Annotated in this window: 16 protein-coding genes and 2 pseudogenes; 2 read left to right on the top strand and 16 right to left on the bottom strand. The window is 64.7% G+C overall.

What is annotated here, in order from left to right:
• Positions 1–8: 8 nt before the first annotated feature.
• From AC3QLZ_RS06445 to aspA, 11 genes are all read right to left on the bottom strand, one after another.
• Positions 9–641 (bottom strand): pilus assembly PilX family protein, encoded by a 633-nt coding sequence (locus tag AC3QLZ_RS06445; RefSeq protein ID WP_050804331.1) that lies wholly within the window; start codon positions 639–641, stop codon positions 9–11.
• A 4-nt stretch (positions 642–645) separates the two neighbouring features.
• On the bottom strand, positions 646–1,767 hold the full coding sequence (locus tag AC3QLZ_RS06440) for a PilW family protein (protein WP_130459304.1): 1,122 nt from the start codon (positions 1,765–1,767) through the stop codon (positions 646–648).
• Positions 1,768–1,785: 18 nt separating this feature from the next.
• A complete protein-coding gene (locus AC3QLZ_RS06435) occupies positions 1,786–2,163 on the bottom strand; it encodes a type IV pilus modification PilV family protein (protein WP_014238497.1) in 378 nt (125 codons plus the stop codon).
• Positions 2,157–2,771: a GspH/FimT family pseudopilin gene (locus AC3QLZ_RS06430; RefSeq protein ID WP_235832416.1), complete on the bottom strand. Its 615-nt coding sequence runs from the start codon at positions 2,769–2,771 to the stop codon at positions 2,157–2,159. Before AC3QLZ_RS06430 ends, AC3QLZ_RS06435 begins: the two co-directional genes overlap by 7 nt.
• Positions 2,720–3,181: a type IV pilin protein gene (locus tag AC3QLZ_RS06425; RefSeq protein ID WP_014238495.1), complete on the bottom strand. Its 462-nt coding sequence runs from the start codon at positions 3,179–3,181 to the stop codon at positions 2,720–2,722. Before AC3QLZ_RS06425 ends, AC3QLZ_RS06430 begins: the two co-directional genes overlap by 52 nt.
• Positions 3,182–3,308: 127 nt before the next feature.
• Positions 3,309–4,658, bottom strand: a complete 1,350-nt coding sequence (locus tag AC3QLZ_RS06420) for a sigma-54-dependent transcriptional regulator (protein WP_492783536.1) — start codon at positions 4,656–4,658, stop codon at positions 3,309–3,311.
• Positions 4,655–6,538, bottom strand: coding sequence for a sensor histidine kinase (locus tag AC3QLZ_RS06415; RefSeq protein ID WP_492783535.1), 1,884 nt, complete (start codon positions 6,536–6,538; stop codon positions 4,655–4,657). Before AC3QLZ_RS06415 ends, AC3QLZ_RS06420 begins: the two co-directional genes overlap by 4 nt.
• Before the next feature lie 74 nt (positions 6,539–6,612).
• Positions 6,613–7,380 carry a sulfite exporter TauE/SafE family protein gene (locus AC3QLZ_RS06410; RefSeq protein ID WP_014238492.1) on the bottom strand — a complete coding sequence of 256 codons (768 nt, stop codon included), beginning with the start codon at positions 7,378–7,380 and terminating at the stop codon, positions 6,613–6,615.
• Positions 7,381–7,492: 112 nt separating this feature from the next.
• Positions 7,493–7,843 (bottom strand): GlpM family protein, encoded by a 351-nt coding sequence (locus AC3QLZ_RS06405; RefSeq protein WP_492783534.1) that lies wholly within the window; start codon positions 7,841–7,843, stop codon positions 7,493–7,495.
• A 20-nt stretch (positions 7,844–7,863) separates the two neighbouring features.
• The gene (locus AC3QLZ_RS06400; RefSeq protein WP_492783533.1) at positions 7,864–9,177 is read right to left on the bottom strand and encodes a dicarboxylate/amino acid:cation symporter; all 1,314 of its coding nucleotides are present in this window, start codon (positions 9,175–9,177) and stop codon (positions 7,864–7,866) included.
• Positions 9,178–9,267: 90 nt separating this feature from the next.
• Positions 9,268–10,686 carry an aspartate ammonia-lyase gene (aspA, locus tag AC3QLZ_RS06395; protein WP_492783532.1) on the bottom strand — a complete coding sequence of 473 codons (1,419 nt, stop codon included), beginning with the start codon at positions 10,684–10,686 and terminating at the stop codon, positions 9,268–9,270.
• A gap of 336 nt (positions 10,687–11,022) precedes the next feature.
• On the opposite strand from aspA, the gene AC3QLZ_RS06390 reads away from it, so the two are divergent.
• A complete protein-coding gene (locus tag AC3QLZ_RS06390; protein ID WP_492783635.1) occupies positions 11,023–12,201 on the top strand; it encodes an MFS transporter in 1,179 nt (392 codons plus the stop codon).
• 31 nt (positions 12,202–12,232) lie between these two features.
• On the top strand, positions 12,233–12,727 hold the full coding sequence (gene ssb / locus AC3QLZ_RS06385; RefSeq protein WP_014238487.1) for a single-stranded DNA-binding protein: 495 nt from the start codon (positions 12,233–12,235) through the stop codon (positions 12,725–12,727).
• Positions 12,728–12,832: 105 nt separating this feature from the next.
• On the opposite strand, the pseudogene AC3QLZ_RS06380 reads toward ssb, so the two are convergent.
• The 5 genes and pseudogenes from AC3QLZ_RS06380 to AC3QLZ_RS06360 all read right to left on the bottom strand — a co-directional run.
• Positions 12,833–12,970 (bottom strand): annotated as a pseudogene (locus tag AC3QLZ_RS06380) (DUF8189 domain-containing protein); the annotation flags it as partial.
• A gap of 285 nt (positions 12,971–13,255) precedes the next feature.
• A pseudogene (locus AC3QLZ_RS06375) lies at positions 13,256–13,342 on the bottom strand (hypothetical protein); the annotation flags it as partial.
• A 246-nt stretch (positions 13,343–13,588) separates the two neighbouring features.
• Positions 13,589–14,848, bottom strand: a complete 1,260-nt coding sequence (locus AC3QLZ_RS06370; RefSeq protein WP_492783531.1) for a two-component system sensor histidine kinase NtrB — start codon at positions 14,846–14,848, stop codon at positions 13,589–13,591.
• 15 nt (positions 14,849–14,863) lie between these two features.
• Positions 14,864–15,382, bottom strand: coding sequence for a chemotaxis protein CheW (locus AC3QLZ_RS06365; RefSeq protein WP_152089687.1), 519 nt, complete (start codon positions 15,380–15,382; stop codon positions 14,864–14,866).
• A gap of 11 nt (positions 15,383–15,393) precedes the next feature.
• Positions 15,394–17,565 carry a HAMP domain-containing methyl-accepting chemotaxis protein gene (locus tag AC3QLZ_RS06360; protein ID WP_492783530.1) on the bottom strand — a complete coding sequence of 724 codons (2,172 nt, stop codon included), beginning with the start codon at positions 17,563–17,565 and terminating at the stop codon, positions 15,394–15,396.
• Between the last annotated feature and the right edge of the window lie 21 nt (positions 17,566–17,586).

Below are 17,586 nucleotides of genomic sequence, written 5' to 3'. Positions count from 1 at the left end.
AATGCCACTCAAATGACGATGAAGGCCTGTAGGTAGCTGATATTGTTCCGCGCCCCGGAAACCCGGATGGTGACGCGGTATACGCCCATTGAGGCAATTTCCGGGTCCCAGGAGGGGGGTTGGTAGTTCGAAAGGCCTCCGACCACCCCCTTGCTACTATCTGTGCGAATGTACTGCCGCGTGGAACAGGTGGATGAGTCCAACGGACCAGTGGTGTCGCACAGGCGGTGGATGACATAACAGACAGTGTTGCCAACGCTGTCCTTGGCTTGGCAAGTGGGAGTGGTGGGGCCTCCCTGGCCGTCCCAATTGACGTTGTCACTGGTGTCGCCGGGAGTCACGTTGCCGGTCAGGTCCAGCATGTCCTGGCTGGTGGCGTAATAGCCATTGCCAGGTCGGTCCCCAGTGAGGGAGCTGGAGTTGTTCAATAGCCACGTGCGGGCCGTTTCAATGCCTTGGTCGCCGCTCAGGGTGGCGCTCTGCTGAAATGCCAGATTGCGGGCAATCAACGTGCCTGTATCCACCGAACGGATCAGGGCAACGCCGGCGATCGACATGGCAACCAGCACAATGAGGGCGACAAACAGGGCCAGGCCTTCCTGGCTTCGTGGTGAAGGCGGAATATGGTTGGGCATGGTCATGTCCTCACACGTTGCCCCAAATGACGTTACGTAGCGGCACCACCGTTTCGAACACCTTGTAACGGTAGCACTGCCAATCAGCCGGGAATGTGGTGATGTCAAATTTGGCCCAGGAAGACCAGGCAGCCACAGCTTCTTCTGTCGTTGTTTTGCAGGTTCCGTCGGAACCCGGCTTCTCATACTCTGCGCTGCGCGCCACGACGGCGACGCGCAACGCCTTGATCCGCTTTGAGTTGGCATTGCTCAGGGGGGCCGCCCAGGCTCCTCCTGCATCTACCCAGTCGGTGATTTTCTGGGGGCACGGAGTGCCGGCACAGACGTCCGTGATGCCGTACTGGGCTTGAAGGCTGAGAATATCAGGGGCGATCTGGAAGGTCTGGAGAACCCCGTTTGCGTCCGGTTCCTGCAATTCGAGTTGCCCATTGGTAATGCGGTAGGTCTTCTGGCTGAGTTGCGGGAAACATTGCAAGTCCGCGCCCTTGTCGTATGCCGGCCAAGCATTGGCAAGCTTATAGGCTCCCGGTGGATTGTAGGAAGGAGCGCCCAGGCCGCTTTCCGTCCAGATGGTCAGCGTAGGCTTTTCTACCTTGGTGATTTGCACCAAGGTGCAGGTGCCGCTCTGCTGAATGAGGGCTAGCGGTTTTGGTACCGCAACTGTCGGTGTGCAGCCGTACAGACTGCGGACTCGCATGGATTCCGAGCCTGCCGCTGGCTTGGCGGTCAGCGCAGTCAGTGCAAACTTGTAGTTCGCATTGGCGGGGTTGTCGAAGTAACGGATGCTTATCTGATCCGGCCCCGTTCCACCTTCAGAAATGACGGCCGGCGTGAGCAAATTCGGGACTGCCCCGGGCGCGGATACCCCGTCATCGATATAACTGAAGACGCGGTCGCAGTCTGAGAACGTGTGTGCGTCGAGGCCCCAACCAGCCGCTTTGACGTCACTTTCCACCATACTCAAGGAAAGGGCGCCGTTGGTTTGGGCGTCGGCTGCACCTGTGGTTCCCCGCTTCTGGCGCTCGGCGGAGGCAAATACCTGGAACACCACGATGGAGGCAATCATGCTGATGACCATGCCCACCATGATCTCAACTAGGCCGAAACCCCTGCTTTTGTTATGCCGACTCATGTGACTCTCCTACGCCGCTCAAATCGGTGGATTGCCAACGATTTGGGCAACGGTGGAATACGTGTTTGACGATGCATCGCCCGGCATCTTCCATTCCACGGTTACCGTAACGGTCGTGCCGTTGATTTCTGTGGTGCGCTTTCCGTTAGGCAGGGCATCGATCTCTTTTTTGCTTTCGGCATACGCACCCAAATTGTCCCGGTCTCCCCACAACTCACCAATGCGTTGATTGGCAACGAATGCTGCGTCGACCCGGCTCTTTGCCTGGGTGACAGCTTTCGTTGAGGCTGCTTGCAGGCCGACGATCGCCAGGATGCCAAAAGAGAAAATCAGTACCGCAATCAGTCCTTCCAGTAGAACCGAGCCGCGTTGTTGGTGGGGAGTGAGGGTCAGCATGATCTGGGATCTCCCGTAGCACTGATGTGGGGGTCGCAGAGGCGGATTTGTCCTCCGGTGCTGATGGTGATGCGCATGTCGTTGGATTTGTCTGCTGCCAGTACCGATTCCGGTACGTCGACATTTATTCTGGTGATGATCGAAGATCCATCAAGGTTCAACATCGCAACCGGCAGGCGGCCAAGGCTGTTGAAGGTGATTGTCGTGGCGTCTCCTGGCGTTGGCGTCAGGATGGCATTGCGCGATCCTTCTCCCGCTGTGGTCTGCTGGATGATGGTGCCGCTGGCGGCTTCTCTTACTGTCCAGCCTGTTCCGCCCTGTGCCCCGGGATTGCCCAAGACGAATTCAACCGCTGTATTGCGCTTGACTGCTTCATTCCTGGCCAATTGAATGCCGGTCATCACCGTTTCGCTTGCTGTTCTGATCTGGGCGTTCTGAATCCATTCGGAAAAGCTTGGCATGCCGAACGTCAGCAAGATCGCCAAGATGACCAGTGCAACAGCCAACTCAATCAGTGTCGCACCTGCCTCAAAAGGCAGATGGCGGGGGGCTCTGCCTAACACGATCCGTCCTTCTTGGTGACCCAGCAGTTGTTGTTCGCTGACCACCCGGAGCCTGCGCTAGGAGTGGAGCGGTTGTTGTCCTGATCAATCCGCAAAGTAAAGCCGGACATGGTGCTCTTCCCAGTCGCTTCAAGGCGATAGGTGTTAGCTGCCACATTGGCACAGGAGAAGGTGAAACTCTTGCTGCTGGTGGCATCGTCGGCACAACCGGGAGCGTTAACGTAGGTCCGGTTGTTGTCATAGAACTGCTCGACTTGGACCCGCTTGGCAGCGAGAAGGGAGGTCGCCTCGGTCAAGCGGCTGCGGACGATGTAGTCCTGATAACCCGGGATGGCAATGGCTGCCAGAATGGCAATGATGGCCACCACGACCATGAGTTCGATAAGAGAAAATCCTGCTTGCCGGGAACTTCCAGTATTGGTGGGCGGCAGGTAGGAAAGCGGGGCATTGGGCATGGGAAGCTCCTACGGGTCGTTTAGCATTAATTTGGAATATGGCGGGGATTAATACAATTCCTGCCGACTATCGGCAAGTTTACCTTGATGAGTGGTTTCCCCTGCCAGTCCCGGCCCCGGTCACCCGTTAGCCCGATGGCTGGTTGGCCAGGCCGTATTTCCGGATTTTGTCGTGTAGCGTGGTCTTGGCGATTCTCAGATCTTCCGCGGTCCGCGCCAAACTGCCCTGGTTTCTTTCAAGGGCGTCGGTGATGAGGGCCCGTTCGAAACTGTCCACGGTTTCGGCCAGGGAGCGCTTTTGAGCGGGCGACTCCGCGGTGAACGGTGCCACCCCCGCCTCGATCCCCAGCACGCAACGATCCGCCACGTTCCTCAGTTCCCGCACATTCCCCGGCCAGTCATAGGCCAGCAGGGGTCCCATGCGCGCTGGATCGGCGGCGGGCACCGGCCGTTCGTGACGGGCGGCGGCTTGCAGCAGAAAGTGTTCGAACAGCAGGGGAATGTCCTCCCGCCGCTCCCGCAAGGGCGGCAGAGGCAAGGTGGCGACGTTCAGCCGGTAGTAGAGGTCGGCGCGGAAGCGGCCCTGGTCCGAGAGTTCCTTGAGATCCGCCTTGGTGGCGGCAATCACCCGGCAATCCACGGGAATGGGCGTGTTGGAGCCCAGGCGTTCCAGGCTGCGTTCCTGCAACACCCGCAGCAGCTTGATCTGCATGGCCATGGGCATGGACTCGATTTCGTCCAGGAACAGGGTGCCGCCGCTGGCGTGCTCGATCTTGCCGATGCGCTTCTTGGCGGCGCCGGTGTAGGCGCCGGCTTCGTGGCCGAATATTTCGCTTTCGAAGAGGGTTTCGGGCAGGCCGCCGCAGTTGATGGCGACGAAGTTGCCGTTCCGCCGCGGGCCGGCTTCGTGCAGGCAGCGGGCCGCCAGTTCCTTGCCGGTGCCGGTCTCGCCAAAAATGAGGATGTCGGCGGCGCTGTTGCCCAGGTCCGCCACCAGCTGGCGCACCTTGACCATGGCCGGGGAGCGGCCGATGAGGCGGGCTTCCAGGGTGTCCCGGCTTTCCAGACGGGCCCTGAGTTGCCGTACTTCCAGGGTCAGGCGGCGTTTGTCCAGGGCGCGGCGTACCACTTCCACCAGGTAGTCGGGGGAAAAGGGCTTTTCGATGAAGTCGTGGGCGCCGCCCTTCATGGCCTGCACCGCCAGGGAAACGTCGCCGTGGCCGGTGATGAGCACCACCGGCAGCTCCGGGTCGATGGCCTGCAGCTCCGTGAGCAGGGCCATGCCGTCCATACCCGGCAGGCGGATGTCGCTGACGACGATGCCGGGAAAGTCCCGGGTCAGACGGCGGCGGGCCTTCTCGGCGCTATCGACGCTGCTCACCGGAATATCTTCCAGTTGCAGGGCCTGTTCGCAGCCCAGACGCACGTCCGGATCGTCTTCCACCAGCAGTACTTGCAGGGAGTCTTGTAGGCTCATGAGGGGGCTCCAGGGGCGGCAGCGGGAGCGGCCGGCAGGTCCAGGGTGAACACGGCGCCGCCATCGGGGTGGTTGTCCCCCGTCAGGTTGCCGCCGAAATCGGCGACGATACCGGCGGAAATGGCCAGGCCCAGGCCCAGGCCGCTGCCGGCTTCCTTGGTGGTGAAGAAGGGCTCGAACAGGTGGCTGCGGGCCTCCTCGTCCAGGCCCGGGCCCTGGTCCCGTACCTTCACCTCGATGCGCTCGCCCTGGCGCCGGGCGCTGATGTCCAGGGCCTGCTGGGGGCGGCCGGCCATGGCGTCGAGGGAATTGGCGGCCAGGTTGACCAGCACCTGTTCCAGCCGGTTGGGGTCGCACCAGGCCAGCAGCTCTTCCTCGGGCAGGTCGATGCAGGCCACCACGCCGGCCCGTTGCAGGCGCTGTTCCAGCAGGAACAGGGCGTTCTCCACCGCCCGCCGGATGGGCACGGCCTGGGGCTTGCCGGTGGATTTGCGGGCGAAGGACTTCAACTGGCCGGTGAGGCGGCCCATGCGGTCCACCAGTTCGCCGATACGCTCCAGGTTGCTGCCCGCGGTTTCCTGGTCGCCCCGGGCGAGGAATTTTCGGGCGTTGCCGGAAAGGGTGCGCAGGGCCGCCAGGGGCTGGTTCAGCTCGTGGGCGACGCCGGCGGAGAGCTGGCCGAGCACCGCCAGCTTGCCGGCCTGCACCAGTTCATCCTGGGCGGCGCGCAGGGTGCGTTCGGCCCGGGTGCGCTCCGCCACTTCTTCCTGCAGGCGGGTGTTGGCGGCGGAGAGGTCGGCCGTGCGTTCCTCCACCTTGCGTTCCAGCTCGTCGTGGGCCTTCTGCAGGGCTTCCCGGGCGGCCAGCCGGTCCCGCACATGGCGGCGGCGTTCGTTGAACATGAGGGCCAGGATGCACAGGAAGGCGGCACCGATGCCGGCCAGGGCGGCCCGGTTGGCGGCAATTTCGCGCACCTGCTCCTGATGGGAGAAAACGGTGATGGTCCAGGGGGTGCCCGGCAGGGGCTGGGTCTGGGCCAGGAACTTGCCGGCCACCGGGAACATGGAGACCATCTCCGGCCCGGCCTTGGGCAGGCGTACCAGACGGGCGCCGTGGTCCAGTTCCGCCAGCTCCACCACCCCCAGGGGGTTGAGGGCGCGGCGATTGTACTGCTGGGTCTGGTCGAAGGCACGGCGGGTGGCATCGTCCAGGGGCTTCAGGGTGGTGAATTTCCAGTCCGGCACCGAGGCCAGGATGACCACGCCGTTCTCGTCCGCCACCAGGGCCGGAGCCTCCACGGTGGACCAGGTCTTTTCCAGCTGTTGCAGGCCCACCTTGAGTACCGCTACACCCACTGTGCCCTGGGCGTTGGTCAGGGCCGAGGTCAGGTAGTAGCCCGGCTCGCCCCGGGTGGTGCCAATGCCGAAGAAACGGCCGCTGCCCGTATCCATGGCCTGGCGGAAATAGGGGCGGAAGGAGAGGTCTTCTCCCAGGTAGCTATCCGGCCGGCGCCAGTTGCTGGTAGCCATGACCCGGCCATTGGCGTTGAGGACGTAGATGGAAAGGGTGCCGGCCCGCTCGTTGAGCTGCTCGAGGTATAGATTGAGCTGTTCGATCTGGGTCGGCGTGGGCTTGGGGGTGGTGAGCAGGTGCAGCACGTCCTTTTCCAGCCCCAGGGTGGTGGGGAAGTAGGCGTACTTGTCGATTTCCCGCTCCAGGCTGGTGGCGTAGAGGTCCAGCCGGTGCCGGCCCGTGGCCTGCAGTTCGGCCAGGCCCATGGCCAGGCTGAAGCGGAAGGCCAGCAGGCTGGTGCCGCCCACCAGAGCGGCGAAGCCCAGGAGCAGGATGGCGAGGCGGAAGAGGCGCTGGCTGGGTGGCATGGAGCGTGGCGGTGGTGGTGGGAAGCCCCGTTCGGATTTCCGGATTATGCCGCTCCCGGTCCCTTTGCGGGGGCTCAGGCGGCCGGGGCGAGCATGTCCCAGGCCAGCTTGACGATGAGCACGGCCACCACGACGAGGAAGGCCTGGCGCACGAAGCCGGCGCCCCGCTTGAGGGCCAGCAGGGTGCCGACCTGGGCCCCGGCCAGGTTGCAGGCGGCCATGATCAGGCCCACGGTCCACAGGATGGGGCCGTGGCTGGCGAAGAAGGCGATGGCGGAAAGGTTGGTGGCGGCGTTGATGACCTTAGCGCTGGCCGAGGCCTTGAGGAAGTCCATGCCGAACAGGCGGACGAAACCGAAGATGAGGAAACTGCCGGTGCCGGGGCCGAAAAAGCCGTCGTAGAAGCCGATGGTCAGGCCCAGGAGGGCGCCGCGCCAGCGGTCGGCGGGCACCAGCTCGCGGCTGGCGCTATGGCCGAAGTCCTTGCGGCGGAAGGTGTAGATGGCCACCGCCAGCATCAGCACCAGCACCAGGGGGCGCATGGCCTCCCGGGGCAGCCAGGCGACCACGGCGGCGCCGAGCCAGGCGCCCACCAGGGCGGCCAGGGTGGCCGGCAGGACCACGGCCCAGGGAATGGGGACGGCCCGGGCGTAGCGCCAGAGGGAGGCGCCGGTGCCGGCGATGGACGACACCTTGTTGGTGCCGAAGAGGGTGGGGATGGCCGTCTGGGAAAACTGGGAAAGCAGTACGGGAATCTGGATCAGTCCGCCGCCGCCCACCACGGCATCGACCATGCCGGCGAAAAAGGCTGCGGGAGCGAGGAGGAACCAGTTGATATCCATGGCGATAAAGGAAAAAAGTGCCCGGCATTGTATGCCGGGCCTAAAGCGGAGGGATAAAACAACGTTTGGCGGGCGGCCCCCGGTTAGTTCCGGGCGCCTCCCGCGACATGCTTCAGTTCCCTTGCGGGAACAGGCGGCTCCAGGCCAGGAGCAGCAGGCCGGCGCTACCCAGCCAGGCCGCGGTGGCGCTGGCGAGGGTCAGGCCCAGGCTGCAGCGCAGGCTGAGCCAGGCCACCACCAGCAGATAGACCGCGTAGGGCAGCAGGGACCACAGGCCGAAGATGGCCGTGGTGCGCAGGTCCGCCCCGCCCCGCTCACTGCCGACGATGGCGTGGGCAATGAGGGCGAAGGTGGGGAACAGGGGCACCAGGCCGGCGATGAAAAAGCTCTTGCTGCGGGACAGCAGGGCAATGAGCAGGACGGCCAGGGCCCCCAGCAGGCTCTTCAGGAACAGGGCGAACATGGGGGCTCCGGCCGGACGGATCAGGCAGCGGCCTTGGCGGTGGCTAGGGAATCGTCTTCCGGCACCGGCAGGGATTCCTCGGCCTCGGCCAGCTCCTCGCTCACCGGGTCGATGGCCCCTTCCCACTTGGCCACCACGGCGGTGGCGATGGAATTGCCCAGCACGTTGGTGACGGTGCGGCCCATGTCGAGGAAGTGGTCGATGCCCAGCACCAGCAGCAGGCCGGCTTCCGGCAGGTTGAACATGGGCAGCACGGCGGCCACCACCACCAGGGAAGCCCGCGGCACACCGGCGATACCCTTGGAGGAGACCATCAGCACCAGCAGCATGGTGATCTGGGCGGTCAGGCTCATGGGGATGTCGTAGGCCTGGGCGATGAACAGGGCCAGGAAGGTGGTGTACATCATTGAGCCATCCAGGTTGAAGGAATAACCCAGGGGCAGGACGAAACCGGTGACGCGGGTCTTGATGCCGAACTTCTCCAGCTGTTCCATCAGCTTGGGATAGACGGACTCGCTGGAGGCGGTGGAGAAGCCCACCAGCAGCGGGCCGCGCACCAGCTTGATGAGACGGAACACGTCCTTGCCCAGGACGATGAAGCCGGCCAGGATCAGCAGGCCCCACAGGGCGGCCAGGGCGACGTAGAAGCTGAGCATGAACTTGCCGAACACCAGCAGCATGCCCAGGCCGTTGGTGGTGATGGCACCGGCCACGGCGCCGAAGACGCCGAAGGGAGCGAAGCGCATGACGTAGTCGGTGACCTTCAGCATCACGTGGACCACTTCGTCCATGGTGTTCACCAGGGAGCGGGCGGCCTGGTTGTGCAGGTGGCCCAGGGCCAGGCCGAAGAACACGGCGAAGACCAGGATCTGCAGCACTTCATTGCCGGCCATGGCTTCCATGATGCTCTTGGGGAAGACGTGGGTGATGAAGTCCTTCAGGTTGAGGGCCGAGGTCTTCAGGTTGAGGCCGGCGGCGGACTCGGGCAGGGGCACGCTCAAGGCATGGCCCGGCTGCAGCACGTTGGCGAAGAGCAGGCCGATGAAGAGGGAACAGAAGGAGGCGCAGATGAACCAGCCCAGGGCGCGGCCGCCGACGCGGCCGACAGCCTTGGCGTCGCCCATGTTGGCCAGGCCTGCCACCAGGGTGGCGAAGATGAGGGGGGCGATGATCATCTTGATCAGGCGCAGGAAAATGTCGGTGAGGATGCTGAAATAGCCGGCAATTTCCTTGGCGCTGGCGGCGTCGGGGGCCATGGTGTTGCAGGCATAGCCGACGCCGACCCCGGCCAGCATGGCCAGGACGATCCGGGTGGTGAGCTTGTTCATTTTCATCGAAGGGCTCCGTTGCCGCGGGGGCGGCGGTCAAGATCAGTAAAAATCAGAAAAAAAGGGGCCGGCAGCGGGCTGCCGGCGCAAACGGTTTCAGCCCTGGCGGTGGGGCAGGGCGCGGGGTTGGGTCAGCACTTCGGGGCGCAGCACATCGTCCAGCTCGACCCGGCTCATGAGGCCCCGGGCCAGCACGATCTCGGCCACGCCCTTGCCCGATTCCAGGGCTTCGGCAGCCACCGAGGAGGCGGCGGCGTAGCCGATGTAGGGGTTCAGCGCGGTGACGATGCCGATGGAGTTCTCCACCCGGGCCCGCAGGGCATCCCGGTTGGCGGTGATGCCGTCCACGCAGCGGTCGGCCAGGGTCAGGCAGCCCTGACGCAGGTGATTGACGCTCTTGAACAGGCTGTGGGCGATGATGGGCTCGAAGGCGTTGAGCTGGAGCTGGCCCGCCTCGGCGGCGAAGGTGACGGTCTGGTCGTTGCCGATGACCTCGAAGGCGATCTGGTTCACCACTTCCGGGATCACCGGATTGACCTTACCCGGCATGATGGAGGAGCCGGCCTGGCGCGGCGGCAGGTTGATCTCGCCGAAGCCGGCGCGGGGGCCGGAGGAGAGCAGGCGCAGGTCGTTGCAGGTCTTGGACAGCTTCACCGCCACCCGCTTCAGGACGCCGGAGAGCTGCACGAAGGAACCGCAGTCCTGGGTCGCTTCCACCAGGTTGGGGGCGGTGATGACCGGCACGCCGCTGGTTTCGGCCAGCAGGCGGCAGACCAGGGGAGCGTAGTCCGGGTGGGCATTGATGCCGGTGCCGATGGCGGTGGCCCCCAAGTTGATTTCCCGGATCAGGAGGGCGGCTTCCTTCAGCCGCTCCTCGTCTTCGCCCAGCATCACGGCGTAGGTGGAGAATTCCTGGCCCAGGGTCATGGGCACCGCGTCCTGCAGCTGGGTGCGGCCCATCTTCAGCACGTCCTTGAACTCCTCGGCCTTGCGCTCGAAGGTGCGGCGCAGGTAGGCCAGGGCGTCCACCAGACGGAAGATGCCGACGTAGGTGGCCAGCTTCAGCGCCGACGGGTACACGTCGTTGGTGGACTGGCTCATGTTCACGTGCTGGTTGGGGTGCAGGTGCTGGTACTCGCCCTTGGCGTGGCCCATGATTTCCAGGGCCCGGTTGGCGATGACCTCGTTGGCGTTCATGTTGGTGGAGGTGCCGGCGCCGCCCTGGATGACGTCCACCACGAACTGTTCGTGCAGCTTGCCGCCGATCACCTCCTGGCAGGCGGCGACGATGGCCTGGGCCAGGGGGGCTTCCAGCAGGCCCAGTTGCTCGTTGGCCTTGGCGGCGGCGAGCTTGATCTGGGCCAGGGCCCGGATCAGGTCCGGGTAGATGGAGATGGGGGTGCCGGTGATGGGGAAGTTCTCCACCGCCCGCAGGGTATGGACGCCGTAATAGGCCTCGGCCGGGACCTTGCGGTCGCCCAGCAGGTCGTGTTCGACGCGGTGTGGCTGGTTCATGGTGTCTCCTCTGTTCTGATGTGCCCGCTCGGCGGCGGTCCCTGTTCTTCAGCACGGGCCGTGCCATCGGGAGGGGGTTGGGTCGGGTTTTTAGTGGCTTGTTTTTTATGGGGTTTTGACCGTCGTTTTGGGGGTGTCGTTCGGCTTTCCGGACAAAGGCTGTGCATGGCGTTCGGAAATCCGAATGGATAGGCCGGCGGTGGCTCCGTGGGGCTGCGGTGCTTTTCGTGGCGCCGGGCAAACCTGCTAAGATTCGCCCCTGCTTCTTCCCCCCATCCCTACCTGCTCCCTGTGTCCGCCAAGCCCCTGACCGCTGCCGCTCCCGCCGGCGATGCCATGACCCCCGAGGAACGCCGCGCCGGCGCCAGCCTGGCCTCCATCTTTGCCCTGCGCATGCTGGGCCTGTTCCTCATCCTGCCGGTCTTCGCCGTCTACGCCCACACCCTGCCCAGCGGCGACAACGGCCTGCTGGTGGGCCTGGCCATCGGCATCTACGGGGCCACCCAGGCCCTGTTCCAGATTCCCTACGGCATCGCCTCGGACCGTTTCGGGCGCAAGCCGGTGATCGTCTTCGGCCTGCTGCTGTTCGCCCTGGGCAGCTTCATCGCGGCCGCCGCCGACGACCTGCCCATGATCATCGCCGGCCGGGTGCTGCAGGGGGCCGGCGCCATTTCCGCCGCCGTCACCGCCCTGGCCGCCGACCTAACCCGGGAGCAGCACCGCACCAAGGTGATGGCCATGATCGGCTCCTCCATCGGCCTTGTCTTCGCCCTCTCCCTGGTGGTGGCCCCCCTGCTCTACGCCGCCATCGGCATGGCCGGCATCTTCGCTCTCACCGGGGGGCTGGCCCTGCTGGCCATCGTCGCCCTGTACAAGGTGGTGCCGCCGGCGCCCAAGGTGCTGGTGGATGGCGGCCGCACCCGCTTTGCCGACGTGCTGTTCCATCCCCAGCTGCTGCGTCTCAACTTCGGCGTTTTCGTCCTGCACCTGACCCAGACCGCCATGTGGGTGCTGATCCCCGCCGCCCTGGTCAAGACCGGCGACCTGCCCCTGGCCGAGCACTGGAAGGTGTATCTGCCTGCCGTGCTGGTGTCCTTCGCCTTCATGGTGCCGGCAGTGATCGCGGCGGAGAAGTACGGCCGCATGAAAATGGTCTTTAACGGCGCCGTGGTCCTGTTGCTCCTGGTGCAGGCCGGTTTCGGCCTCTTCGGCCAGGGCCTGTGGCCCCTGGCCCTGCTGTTGACCGCCTTTTTCGTCGCCTTCAATATCCTGGAAGCGACCCAGCCTTCCCTGATTTCCCGTATCGCACCGGCGGAAGCCAAGGGAGCGGCACTTGGCATTTATAATACGACCCAGTCTCTCGGGTTGTTCCTTGGCGGCGCCGTCGGCGGTATGCTGGCGCAACGTCTGGGGGGCGATGCGGTGTGGTGGTGTACCGGAATCCTGAGTCTCGTCTGGCTGGCCCTGGGGCTAACCATGAAACCGCCGGTCCGCGCCCAGCAGCGCCCGGCCTGAATTCAACATTTTTACTATTGGGGAAACATCGATGGCTGCAGTCAATAAAGTGATTCTTTTGGGCAATCTGGGGGCCGATCCGGAAACCCGTTACATGCCCAACGGTGACGCTGTGGCCACTGTCCGCCTGGCTACCACCGAAACCTGGAAGGACCGCAATTCCGGCGAGAAGCGTGAAGCCACCGAATGGCACCGGGTGGTGTTCTTCCGCAAGCTGGCCGAGATCGTCGGCCAGTACCTGAAGAAGGGTTCTTCCGTCTATATCGAAGGCCGCATCCGCACCCGCAAGTGGCAGGACAAGGACGGCCAGGAACGCTACACCACCGAAATCGAAGCCACCGAAATGCAGATGCTCGGCGGCCGTGGCGGCCAGGGCGGCCAAGGTGGCGGCAGCGGTGCCTCCTACGGCGGCGGCGACGACTTCGGTGGCGGCGATTTCAGCCCCCGTTCCTCCGCTCCCGCTGCCTCTGCGCCGAAGAAGAAGGCCCCGTCTTTCGACGACATGGACGACGACATTCCGTTCTAAAAGCCGTCCAGTCTCTTGCACTGAAGAAAAGCCCGGAATCCGCAACGGATTCCGGGCTTTTTCATTGCAACCGGCACGCCGGTGTGGGAACGGTGCCCGTCCAGGTCAGGGCACGCCGAGGGATTCCCAGTTGCTCCAGTTGTCCTTCTGGCCGCCACCCTGCCAGATGTGCCACAGGGCCCTGTCCGAACCCAGGGCGAAGGCTTCCAGGGGACCGCTGGTGCCGGCGTTCTCGGCCACCAGCAGTTGGCCGATGGCAATGCCGCCCGGCGGTTGTCCCAGGGACGACCAGCCATTCCACCCGCCCGGGCCGTTGGGGGATTCCCAGTTGCTCCAGTTGTCCTTCTGGCCTCCGCCCTGCCAGATATGCCAGAGGGCCCCGTCGGAGCCTGCGGCGAAGGCTTCCAGGGGGCCGCTGTCCCTGGCGTTGCCGATCACCTCCAGCTGGCTGATGAAGATGCCGGCTGGGCGGCCCAGGCTGGACCAGCCGCTCCAGCCGCTGGGGCCGGTGGGCGACTGCCACGAATGCCAGAGTTCGGCATTGGGGCCGATGGTGAATGCTTCCAGCGGGCCGTTGTTGGGATTGTTCCTGATGATGTAGTTGGTCTTGCTCATGTTTGCCTCCTTGGTGATCTTGCACAGGCCGGAGGCTGGGGGGGCCATGATGAAGGCAATCCAGGGAAGTCCGGCGACCCGCCGTCTGAGCGGTTGAGAAGCGGGCAGACGGCAGTTGGAAAACAATAGTCTGTCGCCGGATTATTGCAATATGACTTTGGTATGTTTTGGCGTTGGCTTGCTCTCATCCCCACTGATTACGAGGCGATTGGCTTGCATTCAAGTTGCACCAACGGCCTGGGTTGATCATTCGGCTGCCTTTGCCTGAGGAATGTTGTTTTGAAGTGGCAGGCATAGGGTGAAGCGGCTGCCCAGGCCCGGGCTGCTTTCCACCTCGATGTTGCCGCCGTGGAGACGGGCGACGGTGTCGGCGACGGAGAGTCCCATGCCTTCGCCGGAACCTACCGGCCGGGTGGTGAAGAAGGGATTGAAGATGCTTTCCAGATGCTGCGGCGCGATGCCGCAGCCGTTGTCCTCCACCGTCAGGCAGATCTGACGGCCGTCGGGGCAGCTGCCGTGCAGGCGCACCATGCCTTCGGCCGGGATGGCCAGCAGGGCATTGTCGATGAGGTTTTCCAGGGCCTGCTGCAGCCGTTCCGGCAGGCAGTGCAGCGGCGGCAGGGCGTCGTAGCGCTGTTCCAGGCGGAAGTTGTGGCGTTTCTGGCAGGCCCGTTCCGCCGCCGTGCGGCAGATGGCTTCCAGGTCGGCCTGGCGCCATTCGCCGCTGGCGCAGGTGCTGGAGAACTCCAGGAGATGGCGTACCACCGTGCTCACCCGGGAAATGCCCTGGCGGGTTTCGGCCAGCACCTGGGGGGCGTCCTGGCGCAGGAAGTCCAGGTCGATGCGCTCCCGGCCGGGCGGTTGCTGGCCGGCGGCGGCGTTCTCGTAGGCGTCCACCAGGGTCAGCAGGTCCTCCAGGTGCCGGGCCATGGCGCCCAGGTTGCTCTGGATGTAGCCGAGGGGCGTGTTGATCTCGTGGGCCACGCCGGCGGCCAGCTGGCCGATGGCGGCCAGCTTTTCGGCATGGAGCAGCTGGTCGTGGGTCTGGGTCAGGCGGCGATTGGTCTGTTCCAGGGAGGTCAGGGTGTCCTGCAGGGCCCGTTCGGCCCGTTCCCGCTCGCTGATGTCGTTGAACATGAGGACGGCGCCGACCGTCTGGTCCTCCTCCAGGATCAGGGCCTGGTTGCACTCGACGACGATGGGGGAACCGTCCCGCTGCAGGAACACCTGGCGGCGGTGCTGGAACTCCGCCTCCCCCGCCAGGGGATTGGGCTTGTCGCCATAGAGCACGGCGGCCACCGGCCGGGTCAGCATGTCCTCCACCGGCCAGCCCAGCAGACGCGAGGCAGCCGGGTTGGCGAAGGTGATGCAGCCGTTGGTATCCAGGCTGAAGATGCCTTCACTGGCCGAGTGCAGGATCAGTTCGTAGGTGCGGCTCCAGCGGGCGAAGGCGGCCAGCACCTGTTGCTGCTGCGAATCCTCGGCGGGGTTGTGGTCCGGTTCCATGGAGTTCCTCCCTGCTCAGGCCGCGGCGCATTCGCTGTCCTGGACCAGCGCGTGAAAATCGTCCTCGGCCAGCACGTGGTTGAGATCCAGGACCAGGATGAAACCCTTGTCCATTTTGGCCATGCCCCGGATGAAGTCGGTGCGCAGGTGGGTGCCGAAGGCCGGCGGCGGTTCGATCTGGGTGTCCGGGATGTCCAGGACCTCGTTCACCGCATCCACCATGATGCCCACCACCTGGGTTTCCTCGGCGGTGGGGGTCTCGACGATGACGATGCAGGTGCGCCGCCCGACCACGGTCGGTGCGTGGCCGAAGCGGCGGCGCAGGTCGATCACCGGAACCACGGCGCCGCGGAGGTTGATCACGCCGCGGACCGAGTCGGGCATCATCGGCACCACCGTCAGGTGGCCGTACTCGATGATTTCCCGGACGTTGAGGATGCCCACGGCGAACAGCTCATTGCCCAGCTGGAAGGTGAGGCACTGGGTGCGGGCCTCCGACTCCCTCTCGGGAGCGGCGGTGACTGGTGCGTTCATGGCCATTCTCCTTAGAACTGGACGAAGTCGCCGCCAGCTTCCACTTCGGCAGAAGCGCTTTCCCAGCTTTCCTGTCGGGATGCCTGGCGCGGTGCCTGGCCGGACTTCTTGGTGCCACGTACCTGCACGTTGCGCTGGGTGGTGCCGTGGCCGGTGTTGAAGAAGCTCATCAGCTGTTGCAACTGCTCGGCCTGGCCGGTCATTTCCTCGGCCGTCGCCGCCAGTTCCTCGGAGGAAGCCGCATTCTGCTGGGTGGTCTGGGTCAGCTGGGACATGGCGCTGTTGATCTGGCCGACGCCCAGGGCCTGCTCCTTGGAGGCCGCGGTGATTTCCTGCACCAGGTCGGAGGTTTTCTTGATGGAGGGGACGATCTCGTCCAGCAGCTTGCCGGCGTGTTCCGCCAGGGAGACGCTGTTGCCCGCCACCTGGCCGATTTCCTGGGCCGCCACCTGGCTGCGTTCGGCCAGCTTGCGCACTTCGGCGGCGACCACGGCGAAGCCCTTGCCGTGGTCCCCGGCCCGGGCCGCCTCGATGGCGGCGTTGAGGGCCAGCAGGTTGGTCTGGTAGGCGATGTCGTCGATGATGCCGATCTTGGCGGCGATGGACTTCATGGCGGCCACGGTGTCGGTGACGGCCTTGCCGCCGTCCACCGCCTGGGTGGAGGCCTTGCTGGCGATGCCGTCGGTGACGCTGGCGTTCTCCGTGTTCTGGTTGATGGAGCTGCTCATCTGCTCCATGGAGGCGCTGGTCTCCTCGACGCTGGAAGACTGCTGCGAAGCGGCGGAAGAGAGGGCCTGGGAGGTGCCGGAGATCTGCTCGCTGGCGTTGCTGAGGGCGTCGGCAGCGGTGCGCACTTCGGCGACCACGGTGCTGAGGCGGCCCACCATGCTATTGACGCAGTCCTTCAGGTCCTGCAGCTTGCCGTGGTAGTTGCCATTGATGCTCTGGGTCAGGTCGCCCTGCTCCACCGACTGCAGTACCCGCATGGCTTCGTTGAGCGGGGTGACGATGGCATCCAGGGTGTCGTTGATACCGAGCACGATGCGGCGGAAGTCGCCGGTGTGGCGTTCAGCATTGGCGCGGGTTTCCAGGCGGCCCTGGAGGGCGGCGGTAGCCAGGGTGGAGGTGTCCTCGATGAGGGCCTTGAGGTTGGCACGGACCTGCTCGATGACGTGGTTGATGAAGACTTTCTTGCCCGGGAGCTGTTCCATGGGGGCCTCGAAGTTGCCCTTGCCGAACTCGGCGACGCAGGCCATGGCCTTCTTCTTCACGGCGATGTGCCCGCCCACCATGTTGTTCACCCCTTCCGCCACGGTGCGGAAGCCGCCCTGGTACTTCTCCACGGGCACGATGACGTCGATGTCGCCCAGGTCGTGTTCCCGGCTCATGTGGTTCATGTCGTCGATGAGGCTGCGCACGGCGGTCTGCATGCGCACCACGTTGGCCAGCAGCGCATCCTTGTCCACTCCTTCCAGGGGGATGTCCTGGGACAGGTCGCCCTGGGCCACCCGATCGACGCAGGCGGCCACCATGGCGGGGTCGGCACCGAGCTGGCGGGAGACGGAGCGCATGATGAGGATGCCCAGACCCACCACCAGCACCAGGGTGATGCCGCTGAGGACGGCGGACTGCCATTCGGCAGCGCTACTCAGGCTTTCCGCCTCCTTGGCGGACTGGGTGCCCAGGTCCAGGTTGTACTGCAGGTGGGCGAGGAAAGCGTCGTTGATGCGGTTGAAGGCGGCCTGGTTGGCCAGCAGGTAGTCCCGGGCCTGGGCCATGCGGTTCTCCCGGGAGAGGGCCATGGTCTGGTCCCGCACCTGGCGGTAGGCTTCCAGGGCGTCCCGGTCGTCGCGCAGCAGCTGCCGGTCCTTCTCGTCCGAGACCAGGCTTTCATAGCGTTTCAGTGAGTCTTCCAGTTTGGCCATGTTGGTGTTGATACGGCCTTCGATCTCGGCCATGCGTCCCTTGTCCTCCAGGGTGATGTGCTGCCACACCTGGGCCCGAATGCTGGCCAGGGGCACGTAGGCTTCCTGCAGCACCCGCACCGAGGGCAGGGAATTGACGTTGGAATAGTTGGTGATGGTGAACACCCGCTCGATCTGGTAGGCCGAGAGTCCGGCGAGGACGATCAGGCCGAGGGCGGCGCTGCTGATCAGCAGGATGAGGCGTTGTTTGAGGGTCATTGCATGCTCCTTCGGGCGAAG

The organism is Azospira sp. MPR-LB4, from assembly GCF_058809525.1.
This window is presented reverse-complemented; position numbering and strand designations above follow the sequence as displayed.